Origin of the sequence: Pseudomonas sp. PDM19 (assembly GCF_014852215.1) — a bacterium.
In the GTDB taxonomy this organism is placed as follows: domain Bacteria; phylum Pseudomonadota; class Gammaproteobacteria; order Pseudomonadales; family Pseudomonadaceae; genus Pseudomonas.
Map to the genome: position 1 here is coordinate 789,199 of NZ_JACVBG010000003.1, position 23,733 is coordinate 812,931.

The window sequence follows — 23,733 nt, forward strand, 5'->3', positions numbered from 1 at the left end:
GTACCATGCTCAAAATTTGATCAGTCCAGCGCCATGTTCGATACCCGCCTCGCCACGCTGTCCGACCAGACCGACCAGCACGCCCATGGCCATCACCAGTTGGTGTTGGCCCTGAGCGGCCGCGCGGAATTCGAGATCGGCGGCGCCGGTGGCGAGGTCTGCCGGATGCGCGCCTGCCTGGTGCCGGGGGATGTCGCTCACGAGTTCGCCGGGCTCGGCGACAACCGCATGCTGATCCTCGATCTGAACGAGGCCGGCACCGGCGAGCAGGATCGCGAGCTGCTGGCGCGTTTGTTCGAGGTGCCGCGCTACCCGACCCTGGATGCGGACTTCCAGCACCTGCTCAGCTACGCCGGCGCGGAGATCGCCCGCTACGGCGATGACCCATTGCTCGCCCGTGCCCTGGGCGGCGTGCTGCTGCGCGCGCTGCACCTGCGCCTGTTCGGCGAAGACCGTGCGCCGCGCAGCGGGCCGCTGGACCTGGAGCGGCTGGACGGCTATATCGGCGATCACCTGTCCCGGCGCATCACCGTGGCTGAACTGGCCCAGGTCGCCTGCCTGAGCCCCAGTCACTTCCATGCGCAGTTCAAGGATCGCGTCGGCCTCACGCCGCACCAGTACCTGCTGCGCCAGCGGCTCGACCGCGCCGCGCGCCTGCTGCGGGAAACCGACCTGCCGTTGGTCGGCGTGGCCGGCGAATGCGGCTTCTCCAGCCAGAGCGCGCTGACCACCGCGATGCGCCGATACCTCGGCTTGACCCCAGGCAGCCTGCGCCGCTGCTGAATCCGCTAGCCTGCGCGTCCTGGATTGCTGATCGAACGGTCAGCTGCCGACCTTTGGGTGCTGGAGTCTTTTGCAAGAACTCCAGAGCTTTCAGCAAGAAATTCGTTGGGTGCAACCCATAGAGTCCGCCCACCGCGTTGCTGGTGCTCCAAGGTGCAACCCGGTCAAGCCAAGAACAACAGCCAGCTCGATACGCGGGAGGGGCAGCATGCCCATCACCGGTTTTGTCTTTGCCTGTAGCGCGCCTGCACCTGGCTGCGCCACTCCCTCCACGGCCCGGCCCGCAGCGCCCGCCCGTGGTCCTGCGCCGTCCGCCCTCGGACCAGCGGCGCCATTCGCTCCGATGCTTTCTGTACAATCCGCGCCCTCGCGCACCGGCTACCCCCTGCCGCACCTCCATGCGCGCGTGAACCCAGTTTCGAATCGCTCCGGCAAGCAGTGCTGCCCGTCCACGGGACGGCGCGCCAGGTATTGCCGCAGTGTTGGCGCCCGTTCCGGCGCCTGATGGATCACCGGGCCCAGCCCGGGAAACGGCCCGCACCTCGCTTACCGGCGAAGGCGGGACGGAGGTCGCCGTGGTGAGACGGTGGCTGCAGGAAGACGCCAGCAAGGACGAGGGCGTGCCTGCGTCGGGATGCGTAGCGGTTCGGTGCCGGTTTGGTGCCACGCGCAACCCGGTTTGCCTGTGAGCAAGCGCTAACCGGTCGGCGTCAACCACGCCGGCTGCCAGTCAAGGGGCCGCGATACCCCGCGGTCCCGGATAAAAACAAGCTGTAGGGGAGTCCCCATGAGCGTCAACACGCCAACACTGATCACCTTCGTGATCTACATCGCGGCCATGGTTCTGATCGGCCTGGCTGCCTATCGTTCGACCAACAACTTCTCCGACTACATCCTCGGTGGCCGCAGCCTCGGCAGCTTCGTCACCGCGCTGTCGGCCGGTGCCTCGGACATGAGCGGCTGGCTGCTGATGGGGCTGCCGGGTGCCATCTACCTGTCGGGCATCTCGGAAAGCTGGATCGCCATTGGCCTGATCTGCGGCGCCTACCTGAACTGGCTGTTCGTCGCCGGTCGCCTGCGTGTGCACACCGAGCACAACGGCAACGCCCTGACGCTGCCGGACTATTTCAGCACCCGCTTCGAGGACAACAGCCGCATCCTGCGCGTCATCTCCGCGCTGGTGATCCTGGTGTTCTTCACCATCTACTGCGCCTCCGGCATCGTCGCCGGCGCCCGCCTGTTCGAAAGCACCTTCGGCATGTCCTACGAGACCGCCCTGTGGGCCGGTGCCGCCGCGACCATCGCCTACACCTTCGTCGGTGGCTTCCTGGCGGTGAGCTGGACCGACACCGTGCAGGCTTCGCTGATGATCTTCGCGCTGATCCTCACGCCGATCTTCGTGCTGCTCGCCACCGGCGGTATCGACCCGGCCTTCGCCGCCATCGAGCTGAAGGACGCCGCCAACTTCGACATGTTCAAGGGCGCTTCCTTCGTCGGCGTACTGTCGCTGATGGCCTGGGGCCTGGGCTACTTCGGCCAGCCGCACATCCTGGCGCGTTTCATGGCCGCTGATTCGGTGAAGTCGATCCCGGCTGCCCGCCGCATCTCCATGGCCTGGATGATCCTCTGCCTGGGCGGCGCCGTGGCCGTCGGCTTCTTCGGCATCGCCTACTTCCAGGCGCACCCGGAGCAGGCTGGCGCCGTGGGCGAGAACCACGAGCGCATCTTCATCGAGCTGGCGAAGATCCTCTTCAACCCGTGGATCGCCGGCATCCTGCTGTCCGCCATCCTCGCCGCGGTGATGAGCACCCTGAGCTGCCAGCTGCTGGTGTGCTCCTCGGCGCTGACCGAAGACTTCTACAAGGCCTTCCTGCGTAAGAACGCCAGCCAGCTGGAGCTGGTGTGGGTCGGTCGTGCCATGGTGCTGCTGGTGGCGCTGGTGTCCATCGCCCTGGCCGCCAACCCGGAAAACCGCGTCCTGGGCCTGGTGTCCTACGCCTGGGCCGGCTTCGGCGCCGCCTTCGGTCCGCTGGTGCTGTTCTCCGTGCTGTGGAAGGGCATGACCCGCAACGGCGCGCTGGCCGGCATCATCGTCGGTGCGGTCACCGTGATCGTCTGGAAGCAGTTCGGCTGGCTCGGCCTGTACGAGATCATCCCGGGCTTCATCCTCTCCAGCGTTTCCATCGTGGTCTTCAGCCTGCTCGGCTCCGCGCCGTCCAAGGCGATGATCCAGCGCTTCGAGGAAGCTGAGGCGGAATACGCCGAAGCCACTCAGTCGACCGGCACTGCCGTGACCAGCCGCTGAGACTTCGCTGAATGAAAAAGGCCGCGCTCCGTGAGGGGCGCGGCCTTTTTCGTTGGGGTGTCCGGTGATGTGCTTCGCGCTGACCGGATGCGCTCTTGTAGGATGGGTGGAGCTCCCTGGAGCGTTGGAGTGTCAGCTGGATGCGTGCCCGCCGCTCATCGCCGCCGCAAAGCGCCAGCAGGCGAACAGGCACAGCAGCAGGCCGACCACCGCCAGCGCGCCGCCGACGTAGCCGATCCACTCCAGCCCCATGCCTACCGCCACGCGGCTGCCCAGCAACGCGCCGCCGCCGATGCCGACGTTGTACAGGCCGGAGAACATCGCCATGGCCACGTCGGTGGCGTCATGGGCCAGTTGCAGCACCTTGGCCTGCAGCGCCAGGCCGAAGCAGAGGATCGCCGCGCCCCAGAACAGGCTCAGCCCCAGCAATGCCGTGGGCGAATGGGCCAGCGGCATCAGCAGCAGGAGCGAGCCGCCGAGCACGGCGATGGCCAGGCACGGGAAGGCGCGGGGGAAACGCTCGCTGTAGCGGCTGAAGAGGATCGAGCCGAACATCCCGGCGCCGCCGAACAGCAGCAGGAGCAGGGTGGTCTTGTGGCTGTCCAGTGCGGCGACCTCGCGGGCGAACGGCTCGATGTAGCTGTAGGCGGTGAACTGCGCAGTGATCACCAGCACGGTGAGTACGTACATCGACACCAGCGCCGGGCGGCGCAACAGCAGCGGCAGGCTGCGCAGCGAGCCGGAGTTCTGGCTCGGCAGCAGCGGCAGCGCGCGGGCCAGCCAGAGCACCACGACCACCGACACGCCGGCAATCGCCAGGAAGGTGGTGCGCCAGCCCATCGCTTCGCCCAGCACGCGGCCCAGCGGGATGCCCAGCACCATCGCCAGGATGGTCCCGGTGGCCAGCAGGCCGAGGGCTTTCGCCTGTTGGCCCGGCGGCGCCACACGCACCGCGAGCGACGCGGTGATCGACCAGAACACCGCGTGGGCGAAGGCGATGCCGAAGCGGCTGATCATCAGCACCGTGAAGTTCCAGGCGAAGCCCGAGAGCACGTGGCTGACGATGAACAGGCAGAAGATCACCACCAGCAGGCGCCGGCGTTCCATGTTGCGGGTCAGCTGCATCAGCGGCAGCGAGGCCAGCGACACGACCCAGGCGTAGAGCGTGAGCATCAGCCCGGTCTGTTCGGGCCGCATGTCGAAGCTCGCGCCGATGTCGCTGAGCAGGCCCACCGGGACGAACTCGGTGGTGTTGAAGATGAAGGCGGCGATGGCCAGGGCAATGACGTTCAGCCAACTGCCGGAGCGGGTTTCTTGCACGGTGGTCATGGGAATCCTGAGGTGAAGTGGGGCTCAGGCCGTGCCTGCGGATCACGCGAAAGGCGTGTCCCTGGCAAAGAAGAATTGTTGTTGCGGCGGGCCTGATTCTACCCACGGGTTGCCCATCGCGCACGGCGAATGCCGCCCTGCGCGGGCGCAGCGGCAGGCTCAGGCAGCGTTGTCGATCAGCGGGTCGGCGGCTTGCGCGGCTTCCTCGGCCAGCCAGTCGAGGAACGCGCGGACCGGCGGGTGACGCTCGCGGCCCGGTACGCAGAGCGCGGTGTATCGGGCGCCGGGCACGTTGATGTCGGGGCGGTAGGGCGCCAGCAGGCCTTTCTCCACGCTCTCGGACACCAATAGCGAGCTGGCCAGCACCAGTCCCTGCCCGGCGATCGCCGCCTGCAGGGCGTAGAACTCCTCGTCGTATTCGCGCTGCACTGCCTGGGCCAGCAGGCATTGCTCGCCGGCCACCTGGCACCAGGCCTTCCAGCCGCGCTCGTAGAGCTCGGAGTTGTGCCAGCGCACGCTGATCATCTCCGGTACTTCCACGTCGGCGGTGGCCACCAGTGCCGGCGCGCCATAGACGGCGAAGCGCTCCGCCAGCAGGAACTGGCTGTGCATGCGCGGGTAGTCGCCGAAGCCGTAGCGGATCGCCAGGTCGACGCTGGCGTCCTGCTGCAGGTCGAGCAGTTCGCACTGGCTGTCCAGGCGCAGGCGGATGTGCGGGTAGCGCGCGTAGAAGCGCCCCAGGCGCGGCACCAGCCACAGCGCGGCGAAGGCCGGGGTGGTGGAGATCGTCAGGCTGCTGGCGCTGCGCTGCGGGCGCAGGCTGTCCACCGATTGCGATACCTCCAGTAGCGCGCCATGCAGGCTGCGGAACAGCCGCTCACCGGCTTCGGTCAGGCGCACCTGGCGTGGCAGGCGCTCGAACAGCGGCAGGCCCAGCCATTCCTCCAGCGCGCGCACCTGGTGGGACACCGCCGTGGGCGTGACGGCGAGCTCCTGGGCGGCGGCCTTGAAGCTCAGCTGGCGCGCGGCGGATTCGAAGGTGCGCAGGGCGGGAAGCGGCAGGTTGGCGAACATGGTGCGCTCCATGGATGAGTTGAATTCATCTGGAAGGAAATCCCCTCAGTTGTCCGGCAATACGGCTGGAAATAGCTTAGGCGGCAACAGGAGGCCAATCGGGACTTCCGCAGTGTACACCTTCAGCAAGGATCGACAGATGAACAGGATTCTCGCCATTTACGCCAGCCCCCGCGCCGACCGCTCGCATTCCCGTCGCCTGGCCGAGGGCTTTCTTTCGGCGCTGCCGCAGGCGCAACTCACCCGCCGCGAGGTCGGCCGTGCCGATCTGCCCCACGTCAGCGAAGGCTTCATCGCCGCCGCCTTCCACCCGCAGCGAGAGCATCGCCCGGCCGAGTTGCAGGCCGAGCTGGCGCTGAGCGAGGAGCTGGTGAATGAACTGCTCGCCCACGACCTGCTGGTGATCTCCACGCCCATGTACAACTTCAGCGTGCCCAGCGGGCTGAAGGCCTGGGTCGACCAGATCGTCCGCATCGGCCGCACCTTCGACCTGCACCTGAAGGACGGCGAGGCGGAATACGAACCGCTGCTCAAGGGGCGCAAGGCGCTGATCGTCACCAGCCGCGGCGGCGCCGGCATGGGGCCGGGCGGCGAGCTGGAATGGATGAACCACGCCGATACCTGGCTGCGTGTGGCGCTGGGTTTCCTCGGCATAGAGGACGTGCAGGTGATCGCCGCGGAGGGCGAGGAGGGCAATCCCGAAGCCTTCCGCGCTTCCTATCAACAGGCCGAGCAGGCCCTGGCCGATCTCGCCGAGAGCGAGTGGGCGCGTGCGTGATGGCCTGGGCGATGCTGATGGTGGCGGCGGTGTTCGAGGTGATGTTCGCGGTGTCGATGAAGTACGCCGAGGGCTTCACCCGACCGCTGCCGACCGTGGTGACGGTGGTCGCGGTGATCGGCGGGATCTTCTTCCTCACCCTGGCGATGCGCCAGTTGCCGGTGAGCATCGCCTATCCGGTCTGGACGGCCATCGGCACGCTGGGGACGGTGTTCTTCGGCTTCGTCCTGCTGGGCGAGGCGCTGACCCTGACCAAGCTGGCGTCGGTCGCCCTGATCGTGGCGGGCGTGGCCGGGTTGCGGGCCTGATCGCCTGTGGCTGATGCTTGATGGTAAGGTGCCGCGCATTCTCCACGACGGCACCGAAGATGAACGACAAACCGAAGAACCCGCTGCATGGCGTGACCCTGGAAGCCATCCTCAACCAGCTGGTGGCGCAGTACGGCTGGGACGGGCTGGCCAAGCGCATCGACGTGCGCTGCTTCAAGAACGACCCGAGCATCAAGTCCAGCCTGACCTTCCTGCGCCGCACGCCGTGGGCGCGGGAGCAGGTCGAGGCGCTGTACGTGAAGAGCGCGCAGAAGAACTGATGGCGGGGCGTGTGTAGGAGCGGACTTCGTCCGCGATTGGCCCGCCTCGCGCCTGAAACCATCGCGGACGGAGTCCGCTCCTACGGTTCAGGGATGTATCGGCGCCTGGGCTGTCCCCTCACCCCAGCCCTCTCCCCGAGGAGAGGGCCGCCCGGCGCGGCGGATAGGAATGAAGCCAGGATCGTAGGGCGCATAACGCGCCAGCGTTATCCGCCGTCGTGGTATCGGCGGATAACCCGTTCCGGGTTATTCGCCCTACGTACTGAATGCAAACCGAGTCAGCCGGCTAGCGCAGCAATGCCAGAGCGCTCGGAACAGTCCCCTCTCCCTCCGGGAGAGGGCCAGGGTGAGGGGGCGAAGCCAATCGGTGCGGCACTCAGCGCCAACTCACCCGCAGATTATCCAGCCGCTCCTGGCAGCCGGTGCTGATCCCTGGCTCCAGGTAGCTGGTCAGCAGCGGCGCCATGCCCTTGAGCACCTGCACCGGTAGCGCCGAGGTGAACTTGAAGCCGTCCGACTCGCTGCCCGCCACGTAGGCGGTGAGCGTGCCGAAGTGGCGCGGGCCGATGTAGAAGACGAAGGTCGCCGTGCGGTTCATCGCCTTCGAACTCTTCACCCAGCCACTGCGGGTGACGCTCTCGATGCGGTTGTCGCCGGTGCCGGTCTTGCCGCCCATCACCAGTGCATTGCCATCAGCCAGCTTGAAGGTGCCGGACAGACGCCGCGCAGTGCCCGCATCCACCACCTGGGATAGCGCCGTGCGCAGGGCCTGGGCCACTTCCGAGCGCATCACCTGGCGGCCATTGCCGGATTCCGGGCCGAGGGTGACTTCATAGGGCGTGGCGGCGGCGAAGTGCAGGCTGTCGATGCGCAGGGTCGGCAGGCGCACGCCATCGTTGAGGATGATCCCCATCAGCTCCGCCAGCGCCGCCGGGCGGTCGCCCGAGCTGCCCAGCGCGGTGGCCAGCGATGGCACCAGGTGGTCGAACGGGTAGCCCAGGCGCTTCCACTGTTCATGCAGGTCGAGGAAGGCTTCCACCTCCAGCATGATGCGGATGCGCTTGTCGCGGGCGTACTTGTGCCGCGACTTGAACAGCCAGCCATAGACTTCCTTGCGCTCGGCGCTGCTGGCGGCCACGGCGTCGGCGAAGGTCGCTGCCGGCTGGCGTTGCAGGTAGCCCAGCAGCCAGAGTTCCAGCGGGTGCACGCGGGCCACGTAGCCCTGGTCGTTGAGGTTGAAGGCGCCCGGCCCGTAGCGGGTGTAGAGGTCCTCGATGCGCTTGTCGGTGAGCTTGTCGCCGGCGTACTTGCCCTGCTTCAGGCGATCCTGCAGGAAGGCGGCGAAGGTTGGGACATCCGCCTGCGGCTGCAGGTAGCGGTGGATCGCCGCCAGCCGCACCGGCCAGGCGCGCAGGCCGTCGAGGAAGGTGCTCAGGCGCGCGTCGTTGTCCTTGCCCTTGTACTTCTGCCAGAAGCGCAGCAGGTAGACCTGGCTTTCCTTGTCGACGAAGCGGTCGAGGTAGTCCTGCCGGCGCGGGTCCTTGTCGTCGGCGAGCACGGCGACCTTGCTGCCCTCGTTGGCGTAGATGTCGTGACGCACCAGGTCGCGCAGCAGGCGCACGAAGGGCAGGTTGATCGACTCGCGCAGGGCGTCCTGCAGGGTCGGGATGCGGCCGTTGTCTTCCTTGCGGAAGTTGCTGAAGGTGTGGATGCCGCCGCCGGTGAAGAAGCTCTCGTAGGGGCTGGCGGAATACTTGCGCTGCAGCGCGGCGGCGAGCATGTCCGGCAGGTCGCGGTCCTTGGCGGTGATCAGGTAGTCGATGGACCAGCGGGTAAGGAAATCCAGCGGCTCCACCGGCACCTTCTTCAGCTCCGCCACGCTCATCGGAGCGTACAGCTGGTGCAGGTCGGCGATGGTTTCCAGGTAGGTGGAAAGCACGCGCAGCTTGGCGGTGGAGCCCAGTTCCAGCTTGCTGCCTTCGTTGATGTCAAAGGGTTGCTCGGTGCTGTCGGTCTGCACGCGCACGCGGTTGCCGCTGGGAGTGCGCTCGAAGAGGGTGAAGCTGTAGCGCACGTCTTTGGTCTTGTCCTTGGACAGCAGGTGCTCGCCGAACAGGCCGATCTGCTCGGCGAACTCCGGGTCGGACAGATGCCGCAGGTAACCGGTGACCTGCTCCTGCAACTCATGCTGCAGGGTGGTGGTGAAGCTCATGTCGAAGCGGTCGAGGTCATACAGCGGCACATCGAGCATGCCGGCCAGGCGGGTGCGGGCCAGACCGATGCCCTTGTTGTTCTCCAGCGGGGTGAAACTCGGCTCGCTGCGCGGATCGCGGAACGTAAGCTTCTGCTTGAGTGCGGCGTCGCGCAGTTCGGGGACGATCACGTTGTTCTGCGCCAGCAGGCGCAGGTAGCTGTCGGTCAGCACGGCGAGCTGTTCTCGGCCGCGCGCCAGGTACCAGGACGGCCGGCGGTGGGCGATCATCAGCGACACCACCTGGCGCAGCGCCTTGCCCTGGGCGGCCAGTTCGGCGCCGGAGCCGGGCGGGGCGTTGAGCAGCTTGTTGACCTGCTGGTAGTCGGCCCCGTACCAGATCCACAGCCCGTCCGGCAGGCCACTGACTTCGCCGTAACCGGGCTGCGCCGAAAGCGGCACGGAGTTCAGGTAGGTGAGGGCGACGTTGCGCCGCGCGGCCATATTCTCCGCGCCGTTCTGGTAGGTGCGCACGCTGGCCGAGGCCATCTGCCGCAGCTTGTCGGTGATGGAGTTGGTGCGGCCATCCTCGGAGTGGCGGTACTTCTCGATCTGCGTGGCGAGGGTGCTGCCGCCGGGTGCGTGATTGCCCAGGCCGACCAGCTTGCCCACCTGCGCCACCGAGGCCTGGGTGAAGCGGCTCCAGTCGATGGCCGGGTTCAGGTAGGGACGGTCGGGGTCCAGCAGGTCGCGGTTCTCGATGTACAGCAGGCTGTTGACGATGGCCGGCGAGATGCTCTCGAAGTTGGCGTAGAGCCGCTGCGGGTAGCGGAAGTTGTAGATCGGCAGGCCGCGGCAGTCGGCGATGTCGACGCCGGCCTGGGCCTTCTCCGGGTAGGGCGGGAACATGCCGTGGCTGGTGTACTGCATCAGCGGATCGGAGAAGCGCGCCTGGCTCAGGGTGACGAAATTGCGTTCGTGCAAGCGGCCGAGGAAGCTCGGCAGCTGCTGGTAACCCAGGCGCCGGTCGAAGGGGCCGCCCTGGGGATAGACCACGTCGCCGGTGCCGCCCTGTTCCAGGCTCCAGGTCAGCCCGGTGGCGTAGCGTGCCAGCTCGCGCGCCTGCAGCTTGGAGGTGCGCGCTTCATAGAGCAGCGCCGCGCCCATGGCGGCCAGCAACGGCAGGAGAAACAGGAAGAGGATGAGGAAACGGTGGTGATGCACTTTCTGTGGGGAAAGGCCGGGCCCCAGACTTCCCGGTTGACCTGCCACTTGCGTACCGGAATGCTTCGAGTTGCCCATCTTCACGCCCCGCCCTTGCTTGTACGACAGCCCAGGTAGCGGACTCCGCCCACGTGATGGCCGGCGCCATCCTGGCGCCGCGAAACCCGCTTCCCCCGCGGCTTTCCTAACTTCCAGCGTAGTCGGCGGCAAAAAAACTGCGCACCGGCTGGCACCGTTCATGGCCGTGCGGATTGATTTGCCGACGGCCAGCAGGTGCAATGTACTGACTTCGACAGGAACCCTTGCCCATGCGTTCGCCTTTTCTGCCTTGCAGCCTGCCCCGTGTTCTGCCTCTGGCAGCGCTGCTGCTGGCGTCCTTGAGCGCCCAGGCGGCGCCCATGCCGTTCTACCGCTGGCAGAGCAAGCTCGATGGCGCCTACACCTGCCAGCAGACGTCGCCGGGCAGTGGCTGGCAGAAGATCGGCGGGCCGTTCCGTGACGCCGGCTGCCGTGAAGCGCTGCCGCAGACGCCGCCACCCAAGGGGTTGGCGGTGCCCAAGGTGTTGAAGCCTTTGTAGGAGCGCGCCATGCGCGCGATCGCACGGAGCAGACCATGACCGATCACGACGCCCGAATCCGCCAGAGCTGGCAGATCAACGCCGATGCCTGGACCCGTGCGGTGCGCGAGCAGCGTATCGAAAGCCGGCGGCTGGTCACTGACGCGGCGATCCTCGGCGCCATCGCCGATGGCCCGGCGCGGCGCGTGCTCGATATCGGCTGCGGCGAAGGCTGGTTGTGTCGCGCGCTGGCGCAGCGGCGCAGCGAGTGCGTCGGCGTGGATGCCTCGGCGCCGCTGATCGATTCGGCGCAGGCTGCAGGCGAGGGGCGCTTCGAGGTGATGGATTACGTGGCGCTGATCGAGTCCGGCAGCAGCCTGGGCCAGTTCGACGTGCTGGTCTGCAACTTCGCGCTACTCGATGAGTCCATCGCGCCGTTGCTCGGCGCATTGCGTGAGCGGCTCAACGCCGGCGGGCGGCTGCTGATCCAGACCGTTCACCCCTGGACCGCCTGCGGCGACGAGCCCTATGCCGATGGCTGGCGGCTGGAAACCTTCGCCGCATTCGGTGGCGAGTTCCGCTCACCGATGCCCTGGTTCTTCCGCACCCTGGAGTCCTGGCTGGCGCTGCTGGCCGCCAGCGGCTGGCGTTTGCGGCAGCTGCGCGAACCGCGCCATCCGGGCACCGGCCAGGCCTGCTCGCTGTTGCTGGAACTGCAGCCGCTGGCGGGCTGAACCGCTCTAAAACGGCCCTGGCCGGGCACGTGGATGTGGCGATACGCCGCTATTCCTTTGGTCACATTGCACCTTGGTGGTGCAGACGTTTCCTACACACTTGTGTAACACTCGCCCGCGACCTCAGCCGTGGTCCTCCCGCAATGCCCACGTCCGCTTCACAAGAGCGGGCAGCCTCTTCCGGTGTGCCGTCCTGGAACTGCCAGACACTTCTCTCTCCGTGCCTCCCGGCGCGGTGGCGAAGCCTTTCCGGTGGTTCCGCACCCTGACTGCACTCAGAGTCCGCAGCTGATTACTCCCAAGAACAAAATGAGGTTGCATCACCATGTCGTCCCACGATCTCCAAAGGGATCTCAACGAGCGGCACATCCGTCTCATGGCCCTGGGCGCCTGCATCGGCGTCGGCCTGTTCCTTGGCTCCGCCAAGGCCATCCAGATGGCCGGCCCGGCCATCATGCTCTCCTACATCATCGGCGGTCTCGCCATTCTCGTGATCATGCGCGCCCTCGGCGAGATGGCCGTGCACAATCCGGTGGCCGGCTCCTTCGCCCGCTACGCGCAGGACTACCTCGGCCCGCTGGCCGGCTACCTGACCGGCTGGAACTACTGGTTCCTCTGGCTGGTGACCTGCGTCGCGGAAATCACCGCGGTGGCCATCTACATGGGCATCTGGTTCCCTGACGTGCCACGCTGGATCTGGGCGCTGGCCGCGCTGGCGAGCATGGGCACCATCAACCTCATCGCCGTGCGCGCCTTCGGTGAATTCGAGTTCTGGTTCGCGCTGATCAAGATCGTCACCATCGTCGCCATGATCCTGGCCGGCGCCGGCATGATCTTCTTCGGCCTGGGCAACGGTGGCATTGCCACCGGCATCTCCAACCTGTGGAGCAACGGCGGCTTCATGCCCCACGGCATCACCGGCGTGCTGATGTCGCTGCAGATGGTGATGTTCGCCTACCTGGGCGTGGAGATGATCGGCCTCACCGCCGGTGAAGCGAAGAACCCGCAGAAGACCATCCCCGGTGCGATCAACTCGGTGTTCTGGCGCATCCTGCTGTTCTACGTGGGCGCGCTGTTCGTGATCATGTCGATCTACCCCTGGAACGAGATCGGCACCCAGGGCAGCCCCTTCGTGATGACCTTCGAGCGGATGGGCATCAAGACCGCCGCCGGCATCATCAACTTCGTGGTGATCACCGCCGCGCTGTCGTCCTGCAACGGTGGCATCTTCAGCACCGGCCGCATGCTCTACAGCCTCGCCCAGCATGGCCAGGCCCCTGCCGTGTTCGCCAAGACCTCGAAGGGCGGCGTGCCGCGCAATGCGCTGCTGCTGTCGATCTTCGCGCTGCTGCTGGGCGTGCTGCTGAACTATCTGGTACCCGAGAAGGTGTTCACCTGGGTGACCTCCATCGCCACCTTCGGTGCGATCTGGACCTGGGCGATGATCCTGCTGGCGCAGCTGAAGTTCCGCCGCGGCCTCTCCGCCGCCGAAGCCGGCAAGCTGCAGTTCAGGATGTGGCTGTACCCGCTCAGCTCCTACCTCGCCATGGCCTTCCTGGTGCTGGTGGTGGTGCTCATGGCCTTCTTCGAGGACACCCGCATCGCGCTGTACATCGGCCCGGCGTTCCTGGTGCTGCTGACGGTGCTGTACTACGCGCTGAACCTTGCTCCTAAAAATCTGGCTCCGAAAGAGCAGGGCAGCGTCGCCAGCCGTGCCTGATGCGCGGTTGAGCGAATGAAAGAAGGGCCTCTGCGGAGGCCCTTTTTTTTCGTGCCGAATCAGGTGCTGGGCAGGCTGCCGGCCATGCGGGTCAGGCTGCGGTCGAACTCGGTGATCTCCAGTTGCAGGCCGACGGGGCGTTTTTCGATGAGCGCGGCGAGGGTCTGCTCGGCGGTGGCGAACAGCGTGTCGACGATGCGCTGGCGCAACTCCTCCGGGCGGCCGGGGGCGATGCGGACCTGGATATTGATGAAGGCTTCTTTCTTAGTGTTCGCGCCCACCTGGTATTCCCCGATGGAGCGGGCGAAGGTGCGCAGGCCGTTGACGGGGAACACACCGAGACTCTGCGCGGCTTCGTGGAGTTTCTGTGGAAGGCCGAGTGGCGTGAGGTCGTCGGTGAGGTTGGCGGTGTAGTCGATGGCGATGTGGGGCATGGGGAATATCCGGCATCCGTGATGCTGGTCATCCTAGGGAGATGAGCTTACGGCGGATATGCGGGTGACTACGTATCCGATGGTGCTGATCTGTAGAAACGCCCGCGCGCGATTGGCGTTTTCATCCAAATCGAACTTACGGGTGAAGTACCAACGTAGGATGGGTGGAGCTTGCGATACCCATGCTGCTTCGGTGCGCGGTAAGCGATGGGTATCGCTGCGCTCCACACCATCCTACAAAGCAGTTTTCCTGCATCCGCCGCAGAGGGCGGCAAGATCGTAGGGCGGAAAACGCGCCAGCGTTATCCGCCGTCATGGTATCGGCGGATAACCCGTTCCGGGTTATGCGCCCTGCGTGCTGGAACCTCAGGCCGCCAGCAACGGCGGCATCGGGCAATCCAGGATATCCGCCACCGCGCGCATCAGTTCCGCCTCGCCGGTGCTGATGCGCCCGTCGTGTTCGATGCAGCGCGCCAGCGCCTTGAGCAGTTGCGGCTTCTGCAGCGGCCTGAGTTGCTCCAGTTTCTTCAGGGCGCCTTCCAGGTCGCGCAGGCTGCCTTCCGCCGGCATGGGACGAGGCGGGAAGGGTAGACCGTTCCAGGCATCGGAGAATGCCTGTGCGGTTTCCGCATCGCTGGTTTCACCGACGCGGGCGAGGAAGGCCAGCAGCGTCGCGGACTCTTCGGCAAGCTCCGCCAGCGCCACATTGCCGATCTTCCCGCTGCCCGGTCGCAGGTTGCGTTCGACGATGCGCAGCAGGGTCCACTCCAGCAGTTTCACCTTGCCGTCCAGCTTGATCAGCAGCGCCATGTTCTCGCGCAGGGCGAGGAAGGCCTTGGCGTCCAGCTGCTTGAGTGCCGGCATCGCCAGGTCCAGCAAGGGCAGGCGCTGGCCGGGGTCGAGCCGCAGCAACGACTCTTCCAGCAGGTCCAGTTGCAGCGCCAGGCTCAGGTTCAGGCGCTGCTTGATTGCTTCCAGTTGGCGCGCACGCAGGCCGGGTTCGTTGTCCAGCAGCAGGCCGTAGATCAGTGCCTCGGCACCTTCGCTGTCATGGGCGGCGCGCTGCAGGCGCTCATCCAGGCGTTGCAGGGTACTGCGCGCTTCCAGCAGGTGCGCGGCAGTCGGCGCGCCCACGGCAGCCACGGCCATTTCCACGGCGCTGGGCTGGTAAGGCTGGCCGGTGACGGCGGCAGTCCAGGCCTCCTGGTTCATCAGCGCCACGTCCAGGCGCGGCTCGAATTTCGGGTAGCGGCCATCCCAGCCGGGATCGACGCGGCGGATGCGATCCTTCAGCGGTGGGTGGGTGTCGAACCAGCTGCTGCCCACGCCGTCGCCGAAGTACATATGGCTGAACTCGGCCGCGCGTGGCGCACTGAGCAGGGCGCCCAGCGGGTTGCCGCCGATCTTCTTGAGCGCGCCGGCGATGGTCGAGGGATCGCGGGTGAACTGCACCGCCGAGGCGTCGGCCAGGTACTCGCGCTGGCGGCTTACCGACGCCTTGATCAGCTGGCCGAAGAAGGTGCCGACATAGCCCAGCACATAGAGCACCACGCCAGCGCCGATCACCAGCAACACCACGCTGCCGCCGCCGTTCTTGTCGTTGCTGCTGCTCCGGCTGCTGACCCGGATGCCGGTACTGGTTTCGCTCCAGCCGCGCAGCAGCATCCCGCCGATCAGGCCGAGCAGGAGCATGCCGTGGAGCAGGGCGGTCAGCCGGGTGTTGAGCAGCATGTCGCCGTGGTGGATATGGCTGAATTCGTGGGCGATCACGCCCTGCAGTTCGTTGCGGTCGAGCTGCTCGATGGCGCCACGGGTGATGCCGATCACCGCGTCGCGTGGCGTCAGCCCGGCGGCGAAGGCGTTGATCGAGCCATCTTCCAGCACGTACACCGGCGGCACTGGCGAGCCAGAGGCGAGTGCCATTTCCTCGACGACGTTGAGCAGACGGCGTTCATCGGCGTTGCCGGCGCTGAGGTTGAGCAGGCGACCGCCGAGACTCTCGGCCACCACCTTGCCGCCTGCGCTCAACTGCACCTGCTTGTACAGCGCGCCGAGCACGACCACGCCGATGATCACGGCGGCCACCGACAGGTACAGCTCCGGGTCGGGCAGGGAGGCGCGGGAGGTCAGGTGCAGCGCCGGCTCACCCAGGTGACGCCAGAGCCAGCCCAGGGCGAAGCTGGTGATGGTGACCAGGCAGACCACCGCGACGGTCAGCAGCAGGACAAGGCGCCCGGTCTGCTTGCGGGCGCGGTCCTGGTGTTCGAAGAAGTTCATCGCGCGTCCTGCGCCAGGGTTTTAGAAGGCGACTTTCGGCGCGGCCTGGATGGCCTTGCTGTCCTCGAACTCCAGCAGGCTGGCGTCCTTGCTGTGGCCGTAGGTGGTGGCCAGGAAGTTGGCGGGGAACGACTGGCGGTAGGTGTTGTACTCCATCACCGCATCGTTGTAGGCCTGGCGGGCGAAGGCGACCTTGTTCTCGGTGCTCGACAGCTCCTCGCTGACCTGCTGCAGGTTCTGCGAGGCCTTGAGGTCCGGGTAGGCTTCCAGGGTCACGTTCAGGCGACCCATGGCACCGCCCAGGGCGTTCTCGGCGGCGGCCAGTTGCGCCATGCGGCCGGCGTCGCCGGGTTGTTCGGAAGCGGCTTTCAGACCGGCCACCGCCGCGTTACGGGCGGCAATCACCGCTTCCAGGGTCTCGCGTTCGTGCTTGAGGTAGGCCTTGGCGGTTTCCACCAGATTGGGGATCAGGTCGTAGCGGCGCTTGAGCTGCACCTCGATCTGCGCGAAGGCGTTCTGGTAGCGGTTGCGCAGCGCCACCAGGCGGTTGAACACGCTGATCAGCAGGAAGATGGCGCCAGCGATGATGGCGAGGGTGATGATCGAGGAAACGCTCATGGGATGTCCTTATCGGCAGGCGATCGAGCGTCGATCATAGCGGAAAGCCAGCAAAGCGGGCCTTATCCTTTTCCCGATACTTTGGGCTGATCGTGCTTTTGTTCTGAGCGAGCACGGCCTGCCTGGTGCCCCTGTAGGTGCGCGCCATGCGCGCGATCGCGGGCATGGCCCGCTCCTACAGGAGAGTCACCTGTCTCAGCAAATCAGCGATTCAGGTACTCGGCGGTGGACACCACCTCGGCGTAGGCGAAAGCCAGGGACGCCATGTAGGACGCGTGTACCTGGGCTGCCGGAACCTTCACGCCATTGAACTCCAGGTCCAGGGTGGCGCAGGCGTCGTGCAGCACGGTCACCGGGTAGCCGAAGTCGGCGGCGGCGCGCACTGCGCCATCCACGCACATGTGGCTCATGTGGCCGACCACCACCAGCGATTCCACGCCGTGCTGGTCGAGGATGGCCTTCAGGTCGGTGTCGCGGAACGAGTTGACGAAGTGCTTGAGCACCACCGGCTCGCCGGGCAGATTGGCGGCCTTTGCGTGGATCTTCGCACCGTCGCTGCCGGGGGTGAAGAACGGAGCATCGGCGCTTTCGAATTCGTGGCGCACGTGCACCACCAGATCACCGCGCTCGCGGAAGGCGGCCAGTACCTTGGCAGCCTGGTCGGCGGCGGCTTCGATGCCGACCAGTGGCCACTTGCCGGAAGGGAAGTAGTCGTTCTGGATATCCACTAGGATGAGCGCTTGCTTGGCCATTTCCGAAGTCCTTCTTGAACGTTGAGTGGTGAGGAAGTGGGACCAGTATGGTTCGCCGCGCGCCGCGCGGGGATCAGGCGGAACGACAATAACCGGGGGAAAACTGACAATGGTTGCGGAACGGAGCGTCGTCGAGATCGGGTTGCTGCTCTATCCCGGTGTGCAGACGGCGGCGCTGCATGGGCTCACCGACCTGTTTGCGGTGGCCGAGCGCATCGCCGGCGAAGAAGCCGCGCAGCAGCTGCCGGCACTGCGCGTCAGCCATTGGTCCGGTGAGGACGGCGGTGAGCCGCGGCGTGTGTTCGACACGCATCCAGGCGCCGACAGTCGCTTGGTCGCCGTGCTGGTGCCGCCCTCGTTGTTCGGGCTGCCCGACGCCGCGCCACTGCGCAATCTCACCGACTGGCTCGCCGCGCGCCACGGCGAGGGCGCTATCGTCGGCTCGGTGTGCATCGGCGGCCTGCTGGTGGCCGAGGCCGGGCTGCTCGACGGCCGCAGCGCCACCGCCCACTGGAGCGGCGCCGAGGCTTTCGGCAAACGCTTCCCGCGTGTGCGGCTGGAAGCACACAAGCCGATGGTGGACGACGGCGACCTGATCACCTCCGCCGGGCTGATGGCCTGGTCGGACCTGGGCCTGCGCATCGTCGATCGCCTGCTCGGCCCGAGCATCGCCAACCGCACCGCGCGCTTCCTGGTGGTCGAACACAGCGACAGCGCTCAGCGATGCGGCAGCAATTTCGCGCCGCTGCTGGGGCATGGCGATGCCGCGATCCTCAAGGTGCAGCACTGGCTGCAGGGCAATGGCGCGGTGGACGTCAGCCTCGCCGCCATGGCCGCCCAGGCAGGGCTGGAGGAGCGCACCTTCCTGCGGCGCTTTCGCGCCGCCACCGGGCTCAAGCCCACCGAGTACTGCCAGCACCTGCGGGTGGGCAAGGCGCGTGAGCTGCTGGAGTTCACCAACGGCACGGTGGACCACATCGCCTATACGGTCGGCTACCTCGATCCGGGCTCGTTCCGTAGCACCTTCCGCAAGATCACCGGGATGGCGCCGAGCGACTACCGCAAGCGCTTCGGCGCCAGGCCAGCCGAGGTCCTGCTCAGGGACTGACCGATGGGTTGTCCGCCGCCTGCTGCAGCATCTGCGTGAGCAGCGGTGCATATTCCGCGTCGGTCATGGCCGGGTGCACCTGCAGGTGCATCAGGTCGGTCCACTGCAGCATCCAGCGCTGCACATCGAGCGGGTTCTCGGCCTCCGCCAGGCCGAAACCGAGCATGTGGCCCATGGCGTGCCAGCGGCCGACCAGCTTCACGCCGGGCGGCGGCAGGCCGCCGGTCTTGAGGAACCGTTGAATGATCCTGTCGCGGTTCTCGATGGGGATGGTCCAGTTCACCAGATAGAGCATGTCGCACCTCCGGCCCGGCTCCGGGCTTCGATGGACGCGGACCCGAACCGGCGACGCCGCCAGAGCCGCGCCGGTGTATCCCAGGCGTGACAGCCTCCGGCTGGGAGCGGCGTTCTCCCGACAGGCATAGCAGCACCCAGCTAAGCGGGAGAGGCCGCTGATCGGCAACGGGCTGGGCAGTCGATCGGCGGTCGGAGTCTGTGCCTGAGAACACCGTCCCACAACCGCCAGACTCGCGCTAATATACTTATTGAAAGACTTATATTTCTGCCTCTCCCCGCGAGGCAGCCATGAGCCGGATCAACTGGACCCGAAAGGCCGTGAAGCAGCTTGGCAGGTTAAACAAGGCCGATCAGCCGGTGATCTGCGACGCCGTGCAGGAACTCGCCCGGATGCCGGCGGTGCCGAACGTCAAAAGGTTGGTCAACCATGCCTACGGCTACCGTCTGCGGGTTAGGCAGGTACCGCGTCCTGTTCGATTGGGACGGCGGCATCCGCATCGTGAATATCGAAGAGGTCAGCAAGCGCGATGAGCACACGTACTAACGTGCAGATCATCAACGGGCCGGATGGCGTACCGGCCTTCGTGGTCATTCCCTACGCGGAGTACATCGCCAGTCACCCGAAGGAGGACCTGGTCCCCAATGAGGTGGTGGGCTTCATGGTCAGGGATGGGCTGACCGCTGTCGGCGCCTGGCGCCGGCACCTGGGGCTGACTCAGGCGGAAGTGGCCGAACGCATTGGCATCAGCCAGTCCGCCTATGCCCAGCAGGAAGCCGCGACCCGCCCGCGCAAGCACACGCGGGAAAAGCTCGCGAAGGCGCTGGGGATTCACGCCGACCTGCTGGATCTCTGAGCGGTCACACCCAGCGATCATTCTCCGCCGTGCGATCGCCGCCCTGGTCGCCGGTGTTCAGCACGCCGCGCGGTTCGATCAGCATCAGTTGCACCTCGTGCTCGGCATAGGGTTTGTGCTCCACCCCACGGGGTACCACGTAAAGCTCGCCGGCGCGCAGGGTCAGCGGACCGTCGCGGAAGTCGATGCGCAGCTCGCCGTCCAGCACGATGAAGGTCTCGTCGGTGTCGGCGTGGCTGTGCCAGACGAAGTCGCCCTGCAGCTTCACCACCTTGAGCTGGTAGTCGTTCATCTCGGCGATCACCCGTGGTTGCCAGGTTTCGCTGATGCGGCCGAGCTTGTCCTGCAGGTTGATCGGTTGGCGTTGGGTCACGGTGGTTGTCTCCTTGGGATCGGTCTGCCCAAACTACTGCCGGCCCCTGGAGCGGTCTTGCAGGAACTTGCGCTTCGGTGTCGCTGTTGCTGCTGGTCGCCATGCCGTAGCGGGGAGCGAAAAGCGGGCGACTATGCTCAGAGCATCGCGCTCGTTCTGCTCCGGAGACCGCCATGTCCACGCCCGTTCCCATCGCCCGCCCCAGCGTCATTCCCTGCCTGCGCTACCGCGATGCGCCCCAGGCCATCGACTGGCTGTGCGCCACCTTCGGATTCCAGCGGCAACTGGTGGTCGCCGATGACCACGGCGGCATTGCCCACGCACAGCTGGCGCTGGCCGACAGCAGCGGGCTGGTGATGCTCGGGTCGCTGCATGACAACGAGTACGGCCGGCTGATGCGCCAGCCCGACGAGATCGGCGGCTGTACCCAGAGTATCTACGTGGTGGTGAAGGACGCCGAAGCGCTGTATCGCGCAGCAGTCGAGGCCGGCGCGCAGATCGTCATCGACATCAAGGACGAGGACTACGGCGGCCAGGGCTTCACCTGCCGTGATCCGGAAGGGCACATCTGGAGTTTCGGCACCTACGATCCCTGGCACTGATTTCGCGCTTTTGCGCCGCGCCCGCAACATCCTGCCCAACCCCCGCGCTTGACGCTTTCGTCCGCCAGGTGTTCAGATTCGCCCCGTTTCAGGTGCCCCCCGCCGCCGTGCGTGGGGTGAAACGGGAAGCCGGTGCGTCGCCCTCGTGCGATCAGTCCGGCGCTGCCCCCGCAACGGTAAGCGAGCGGAGCGTCCACTAAGCCACTGTGCTCAGGCATGGGAAGGCGGATGTTCCATGACCCTCGCAAGCCCGGAGACCGGCCTGGAACCTGTTTGGCAAACCCGCGGTGGGCGGGCGTGAGCCGGTTCCCGGGGCGCGCTCGTTCCGGGTGTCGCTGCGCCGCCTGCGAAATCCCGATTTCGAGGCGATCACCTTGCAACATTCTTCGTTCCTGTACCGGCGCACCCTGCGCTGGACTCGCGTTCTCCCCCTCTATGTCCTGGGTGCGCACCTGTCGGCGGCGCCGCTCGACCTGGCCGATGAAGTCGTCAGCGGCCCTTCCGTGGAGTCCACCACTGTGGCCGACATGGCACGCTACGGCAGCAAGCTGGAGGTCATCGACCGCCAGCAGATCGAACGCGCCGGCCCCAGCGCCGACATCACCCGTGTGCTGCAGATGTACGTGCCCGGCCTGTTCGTCGCGCCGAAGAACGGCCCGTTCGACTACGGCACCTACTCGCTGCTCGGCGGGCGCAACGACGACACATTGATCCTGCTGGACGGTGTGCGCCTGAACAACCGCCTCTACGGCGGCATCTACATCGACACCCTGCCGACTACCGCGGTGGAGCGCATCGAAGTGCTCAAGGGCGCCCAGGGCCTGCTGTTCGGCACCCAGGCGGTGTCCGGGGTGATCAATATCGTCACCCGCAGCGCGCGCAGCCGCGAAGCATCCGGCGAGGTGAACCTCGGCCTGGACACCTTCAAGGGCCGCAGTGGTGATGCCCGCGCCGAGAAAATCGTGCAGAACGGCCTGGGCGACCTCGGCCTGATGGCCTACGTCAGCCACAACCGCTCCGACGGCTACCAGCCCTACCGCGACCGCGACATGACCGACACGGTGAGCGACAAGCGCCGCTCCTACGACGTCAACGTGTTCGGCGCCAAGGCCATCCAGGCCATCGGCGATGCCTCGCGCCTGGAGCTGTTCTACCAGTACGCCGACGCCGAGCTGGACTTCGCCCGGCCGACCTCGAACCACCACACCAGCAACAACCGCGTGCAGCAGATCGCCACGGCGACTTTCCAGCAGAGCGTCAGCGAGGACTTCAGCTGGTTCGCCAAGACCCATATCAACGACTGGGACACCCGCTACGACCGCGTCTACAACCTGCAGGGCGGCGGTACCCAGGTACTCAACCACAACGACTACTGGGGCTTCACCGACTGGGGCGCGCAGCTCGAAGGCAAGGCGAAGCTGGCGGGCGGCCACGAACTGGTCCTGGGCAACGACAACCAGTGGTACAAGGGCCAGGACGATGTGCTGATCATCGACAACGACAAGGCCGAGTCCCACGCGCTCTACGCCCAGCTGCGGCCGAACATCGAGGCGCTGCCTGACTGGCACCCGAGCCTGGGCGTGCGCCGCGAGGAAATCTCCGGCGGTGAAGGCGCCACCGTGTGGATGCTGACTTCGCTCTACGACCTCACGCAGCAGCTCAAGCTGCGCGGCCAGTTCGGCACCGCCTTCAAGCTGCCCACCGCCGAGCAGTTGTTCGTCAACGAGCCGGGCGACGAAGTGGGCAACCGCGACCTCAAGCCCGAGCGCAGCCGCAACGCCGAGCTGGGCCTGGACTACACCGGCGAGCTGTTCGAGCAGCCGTGGAGCGGCAGCGTCACGCTGTTCCGCCGCGAGATCACCGATCTCATCACCCTGGCCGGGGACCAGTGGGTGAATGGCGATGGCGAGATCACCGTGCGCGGCGTGGAAGCCAACGGCCAGTGGCAGTTCGGTCGGCACTGGCAGCTTTCTGCGGACGCCACGCGCAACCTCGTGGACAGCCGCGAGGGCGTGACGGTGAACAACATCCCGCACTTCTTCGCCCGCCTGCGCCTGGGCTATGACGACAGCCTCTGGGGCGCGGGCCTTGCCACCCGCTATGTCGGCTCCATCGTCAGCGCTCAGGATGACGACTACGGCCACTACAGCGTGCTCGATGGCGACGCCTACCGCTATCTCGACGCCGCCCACGCGCACCGCCTGAGCCTGCTGCTGGAGAACCTGCTGGACCGTGACTACGCCACCGGTCGCACCAGCAACGGCATCCGCCAGGTGGACAACCTCGGCCGGCCGCGTACCGCCGAGCTGCGCTACACCTTCAGCTTCTGATGAAGGCCATCCTGCTGGTCGGCCCGCTCGCCGGAGCCCAGGGCGAGCGCCTGCACCGCGAGGTGCCGGCGCGCCTCGCCGGTGTCGAATGCATCGATACCGGCGAGGGTTTCGATTCGCTCTGGGGGCGGGTGCGCGCGCTGTTGGCGGAGGCGCGGGAGCTGTTGCTGGTCGACCTTGAACCGACCGCTGACGGTGCCTACCTCGACTGGTTGCGTGCCGAGCTGGCCGCGCTGTCGGAAGATCATCCGCAGGCGCCGCCGCCGAAAGTCACCGCGTCGGCGCTCGGCCGGCGCGGGCTGGACGCGGCGGCGGTGCTGGCGGCGATTGGTGACCCGGCGCAACAGCTGGACTGTCAGGGTGTCGGTGAAGTGCCGTCGCAGCCGGACTGGTCCGCGCCGCCGCCGCACCGGCATCACCTGTTCCTCTGCACCGGGCCGCGCTGCGTGCGGCGTGGTGCGCTGCCGTTGTGGAAGACCCTGCGTCGCGAGCTGATCCGCCACGATCTCCATGAGAACGCCGAGGGCGCTCTGCTGACGCGCACCGGTTGCCAGTTCCCGTGCAATCGCGGGCCGTTGCTGACGGTCTATCCCGAGCGCGTCTGGTATGGCCTGCGCAGTGACGAGCAGGTGCGCCGAGTGGTGGCGGAGCATTTGCGCGATGGCGTGCCGGTGGCGGAGCTGCGGGTGGACGAGCCATGAGGCGCTTGCTCTTCGTAGGAGCGAGCTTGCTCGCGAACGGGTGGAGGCAGCGTCGCTCAACTGTAGGAGGCGCTCGCGGGCATGGCCCGCTCCTGCAGGGGGC

The 23,733-nt window shown here is 66.6% G+C and carries 23 protein-coding genes, 1 pseudogene and 1 riboswitch; of the genes and pseudogenes, 14 read left to right on the forward strand and 10 right to left on the reverse strand.

Features of this window, described 5'->3' with window-relative positions:
• Positions 1-33: 33 nt before the first annotated feature.
• Positions 34-783, forward strand: a complete 750-nt coding sequence (locus IB273_RS19540; protein WP_081517649.1) for a helix-turn-helix transcriptional regulator — start codon at positions 34-36, stop codon at positions 781-783.
• A 787-nt stretch (positions 784-1,570) separates the two neighbouring features.
• The gene (putP, locus tag IB273_RS19545) at positions 1,571-3,088 is read left to right on the forward strand and encodes a sodium/proline symporter PutP (protein WP_151186139.1); all 1,518 of its coding nucleotides are present in this window, start codon (positions 1,571-1,573) and stop codon (positions 3,086-3,088) included.
• A gap of 132 nt (positions 3,089-3,220) precedes the next feature.
• On the opposite strand, the gene IB273_RS19550 is transcribed toward putP, so the two are convergent.
• Together IB273_RS19550 and IB273_RS19555 are read right to left on the reverse strand one after the other, a co-directional pair.
• Entirely contained in the window at positions 3,221-4,417 is a 1,197-nt protein-coding gene (locus IB273_RS19550; RefSeq protein ID WP_192210029.1) for a sugar transporter, read from the reverse strand.
• A gap of 159 nt (positions 4,418-4,576) precedes the next feature.
• A complete protein-coding gene (locus IB273_RS19555; RefSeq protein ID WP_192224812.1) occupies positions 4,577-5,491 on the reverse strand; it encodes a LysR substrate-binding domain-containing protein in 915 nt (304 codons plus the stop codon).
• Positions 5,492-5,630: 139 nt separating this feature from the next.
• Between IB273_RS19555 and IB273_RS19560 the strand changes: the two genes are divergently transcribed.
• From IB273_RS19560 to IB273_RS19570, 3 genes are read left to right on the forward strand one after another with little or no spacing between them, the layout of a single operon-like run.
• Entirely contained in the window at positions 5,631-6,269 is a 639-nt protein-coding gene (locus IB273_RS19560) for an FMN-dependent NADH-azoreductase (protein WP_192224813.1), read from the forward strand.
• On the forward strand, positions 6,269-6,577 hold the full coding sequence (locus tag IB273_RS19565; RefSeq protein WP_081517654.1) for a DMT family transporter: 309 nt from the start codon (positions 6,269-6,271) through the stop codon (positions 6,575-6,577). The genes IB273_RS19560 and IB273_RS19565 overlap by 1 nt, the downstream gene beginning before the upstream one ends.
• Before the next feature lie 59 nt (positions 6,578-6,636).
• Positions 6,637-6,858 (forward strand): VF530 family DNA-binding protein, encoded by a 222-nt coding sequence (locus IB273_RS19570; protein WP_192224814.1) that lies wholly within the window; start codon positions 6,637-6,639, stop codon positions 6,856-6,858.
• A gap of 376 nt (positions 6,859-7,234) precedes the next feature.
• Here the strand turns inward: IB273_RS19570 and IB273_RS19575 are convergent, their stop codons facing one another.
• The gene (locus IB273_RS19575) at positions 7,235-10,351 is read right to left on the reverse strand and encodes a transglycosylase domain-containing protein (RefSeq protein ID WP_192224815.1); all 3,117 of its coding nucleotides are present in this window, start codon (positions 10,349-10,351) and stop codon (positions 7,235-7,237) included.
• 230 nt (positions 10,352-10,581) lie between these two features.
• On the opposite strand from IB273_RS19575, the gene IB273_RS19580 reads away from it, so the two are divergent.
• The 3 genes from IB273_RS19580 (at position 10,582) to IB273_RS19590 (ending at position 13,284) form a co-directional block, all read left to right on the forward strand.
• Positions 10,582-10,851, forward strand: a complete 270-nt coding sequence (locus IB273_RS19580; protein ID WP_151186144.1) for a hypothetical protein — start codon at positions 10,582-10,584, stop codon at positions 10,849-10,851.
• A gap of 35 nt (positions 10,852-10,886) precedes the next feature.
• Positions 10,887-11,564 (forward strand): class I SAM-dependent methyltransferase, encoded by a 678-nt coding sequence (locus tag IB273_RS19585; RefSeq protein WP_192224816.1) that lies wholly within the window; start codon positions 10,887-10,889, stop codon positions 11,562-11,564.
• Positions 11,565-11,889: 325 nt separating this feature from the next.
• Complete coding sequence (locus IB273_RS19590; protein WP_139791530.1) at positions 11,890-13,284, forward strand: amino acid permease; 1,395 nt, start codon at positions 11,890-11,892, stop codon at positions 13,282-13,284.
• 59 nt (positions 13,285-13,343) lie between these two features.
• Here the strand turns inward: IB273_RS19590 and IB273_RS19595 are convergent, their stop codons facing one another.
• The 5 genes from IB273_RS19595 to IB273_RS19610 all read right to left on the reverse strand — a co-directional run bounded on the left by IB273_RS19595 (position 13,344) and on the right by IB273_RS19610 (position 17,365).
• Positions 13,344-13,718: a 5-carboxymethyl-2-hydroxymuconate Delta-isomerase gene (locus IB273_RS19595; RefSeq protein ID WP_192224817.1), complete on the reverse strand. Its 375-nt coding sequence runs from the start codon at positions 13,716-13,718 to the stop codon at positions 13,344-13,346.
• A gap of 366 nt (positions 13,719-14,084) precedes the next feature.
• Positions 14,085-15,995 (reverse strand): M48 family metallopeptidase, encoded by a 1,911-nt coding sequence (locus tag IB273_RS19600; RefSeq protein WP_192224818.1) that lies wholly within the window; start codon positions 15,993-15,995, stop codon positions 14,085-14,087.
• A 21-nt stretch (positions 15,996-16,016) separates the two neighbouring features.
• Positions 16,017-16,613, reverse strand: coding sequence for a LemA family protein (locus tag IB273_RS19605; protein WP_081517661.1), 597 nt, complete (start codon positions 16,611-16,613; stop codon positions 16,017-16,019).
• A 34-nt stretch (positions 16,614-16,647) separates the two neighbouring features.
• Complete coding sequence (locus IB273_RS31640) at positions 16,648-16,779, reverse strand: hypothetical protein (RefSeq protein ID WP_263866309.1); 132 nt, start codon at positions 16,777-16,779, stop codon at positions 16,648-16,650.
• 37 nt (positions 16,780-16,816) lie between these two features.
• Entirely contained in the window at positions 16,817-17,365 is a 549-nt protein-coding gene (locus IB273_RS19610) for a cysteine hydrolase family protein (RefSeq protein ID WP_192224819.1), read from the reverse strand.
• Between the two features lie 109 nt (positions 17,366-17,474).
• On the opposite strand from IB273_RS19610, the gene IB273_RS19615 reads away from it, so the two are divergent.
• A complete protein-coding gene (locus IB273_RS19615; protein ID WP_192224820.1) occupies positions 17,475-18,473 on the forward strand; it encodes a GlxA family transcriptional regulator in 999 nt (332 codons plus the stop codon).
• Here IB273_RS19615 and IB273_RS19620 read toward each other — a convergent pair.
• Positions 18,463-18,768: a DUF3303 domain-containing protein gene (locus tag IB273_RS19620; protein WP_081517664.1), complete on the reverse strand. Its 306-nt coding sequence runs from the start codon at positions 18,766-18,768 to the stop codon at positions 18,463-18,465. The genes IB273_RS19615 and IB273_RS19620 overlap by 11 nt on opposite strands.
• Positions 18,769-19,058: 290 nt before the next feature.
• Between IB273_RS19620 and IB273_RS19625 the strand changes: the two are divergent.
• Together IB273_RS19625 and IB273_RS19630 are read left to right on the forward strand one after the other, a co-directional pair.
• Positions 19,059-19,314: pseudogene (locus tag IB273_RS19625) on the forward strand (type II toxin-antitoxin system RelE family toxin).
• Positions 19,298-19,624 (forward strand): helix-turn-helix domain-containing protein, encoded by a 327-nt coding sequence (locus tag IB273_RS19630; protein ID WP_151186149.1) that lies wholly within the window; start codon positions 19,298-19,300, stop codon positions 19,622-19,624. The pseudogene IB273_RS19625 and the gene IB273_RS19630 overlap by 17 nt, the downstream one beginning before the upstream one ends.
• A gap of 4 nt (positions 19,625-19,628) precedes the next feature.
• Here IB273_RS19630 and IB273_RS19635 read toward each other — a convergent pair whose 3' ends face one another.
• Positions 19,629-19,997: a cupin domain-containing protein gene (locus IB273_RS19635; RefSeq protein ID WP_081517665.1), complete on the reverse strand. Its 369-nt coding sequence runs from the start codon at positions 19,995-19,997 to the stop codon at positions 19,629-19,631.
• A 173-nt stretch (positions 19,998-20,170) separates the two neighbouring features.
• Between IB273_RS19635 and IB273_RS19640 the strand changes: the two genes are divergently transcribed.
• The 3 genes from IB273_RS19640 (at position 20,171) to IB273_RS19650 (ending at position 23,630) form a co-directional block, all read left to right on the forward strand.
• On the forward strand, positions 20,171-20,599 hold the full coding sequence (locus tag IB273_RS19640) for a VOC family protein (protein ID WP_081517666.1): 429 nt from the start codon (positions 20,171-20,173) through the stop codon (positions 20,597-20,599).
• Positions 20,600-20,672: 73 nt separating this feature from the next.
• Positions 20,673-20,880, forward strand: a riboswitch (cobalamin riboswitch).
• Positions 20,881-21,039: 159 nt separating this feature from the next.
• Positions 21,040-22,929, forward strand: coding sequence for a TonB-dependent receptor plug domain-containing protein (locus tag IB273_RS19645; protein ID WP_225610255.1), 1,890 nt, complete (start codon positions 21,040-21,042; stop codon positions 22,927-22,929).
• On the forward strand, positions 22,929-23,630 hold the full coding sequence (locus tag IB273_RS19650; protein ID WP_192224822.1) for a (2Fe-2S) ferredoxin domain-containing protein: 702 nt from the start codon (positions 22,929-22,931) through the stop codon (positions 23,628-23,630). The genes IB273_RS19645 and IB273_RS19650 overlap by 1 nt, the downstream gene beginning before the upstream one ends.
• Positions 23,631-23,733: the final 103 nt, after the last annotated feature.

Coding starts and splice junctions, on each gene's coding strand:
- IB273_RS19580 (WP_151186144.1), top strand. CDS start 10,582: ATGCGTTCGCCTTTTCTGCCTTGCAGCCTGCCCCGTGTTCTGCCTCTG.
- IB273_RS19575 (WP_192224815.1), bottom strand. CDS start 10,351: ATGGGCAACTCGAAGCATTCCGGTACGCAAGTGGCAGGTCAACCGGGA.
- IB273_RS19605 (WP_081517661.1), bottom strand. CDS start 16,613: ATGAGCGTTTCCTCGATCATCACCCTCGCCATCATCGCTGGCGCCATC.
- IB273_RS19620 (WP_081517664.1), bottom strand. CDS start 18,768: ATGCTCTATCTGGTGAACTGGACCATCCCCATCGAGAACCGCGACAGG.
- IB273_RS19565 (WP_081517654.1), top strand. CDS start 6,269: ATGGCCTGGGCGATGCTGATGGTGGCGGCGGTGTTCGAGGTGATGTTC.
- IB273_RS19600 (WP_192224818.1), bottom strand. CDS start 15,995: ATGAACTTCTTCGAACACCAGGACCGCGCCCGCAAGCAGACCGGGCGC.
- IB273_RS19615 (WP_192224820.1), top strand. CDS start 17,475: ATGGTTGCGGAACGGAGCGTCGTCGAGATCGGGTTGCTGCTCTATCCC.
- putP (WP_151186139.1), top strand. CDS start 1,571: ATGAGCGTCAACACGCCAACACTGATCACCTTCGTGATCTACATCGCG.
- IB273_RS19550 (WP_192210029.1), bottom strand. CDS start 4,417: ATGACCACCGTGCAAGAAACCCGCTCCGGCAGTTGGCTGAACGTCATT.
- IB273_RS19540 (WP_081517649.1), top strand. CDS start 34: ATGTTCGATACCCGCCTCGCCACGCTGTCCGACCAGACCGACCAGCAC.
- IB273_RS19555 (WP_192224812.1), bottom strand. CDS start 5,491: ATGTTCGCCAACCTGCCGCTTCCCGCCCTGCGCACCTTCGAATCCGCC.
- IB273_RS19585 (WP_192224816.1), top strand. CDS start 10,887: ATGACCGATCACGACGCCCGAATCCGCCAGAGCTGGCAGATCAACGCC.
- IB273_RS19560 (WP_192224813.1), top strand. CDS start 5,631: ATGAACAGGATTCTCGCCATTTACGCCAGCCCCCGCGCCGACCGCTCG.
- IB273_RS19630 (WP_151186149.1), top strand. CDS start 19,298: ATGAGCACACGTACTAACGTGCAGATCATCAACGGGCCGGATGGCGTA.
- IB273_RS19570 (WP_192224814.1), top strand. CDS start 6,637: ATGAACGACAAACCGAAGAACCCGCTGCATGGCGTGACCCTGGAAGCC.
- IB273_RS31640 (WP_263866309.1), bottom strand. CDS start 16,779: ATGCCCGCGATCGCGCGCATGGCGCGCACCTACAGGGGCACCAGGCAG.
- IB273_RS19595 (WP_192224817.1), bottom strand. CDS start 13,718: ATGCCCCACATCGCCATCGACTACACCGCCAACCTCACCGACGACCTC.
- IB273_RS19590 (WP_139791530.1), top strand. CDS start 11,890: ATGTCGTCCCACGATCTCCAAAGGGATCTCAACGAGCGGCACATCCGT.
- IB273_RS19610 (WP_192224819.1), bottom strand. CDS start 17,365: ATGGCCAAGCAAGCGCTCATCCTAGTGGATATCCAGAACGACTACTTC.
- IB273_RS19640 (WP_081517666.1), top strand. CDS start 20,171: ATGTCCACGCCCGTTCCCATCGCCCGCCCCAGCGTCATTCCCTGCCTG.
- IB273_RS19650 (WP_192224822.1), top strand. CDS start 22,929: ATGAAGGCCATCCTGCTGGTCGGCCCGCTCGCCGGAGCCCAGGGCGAG.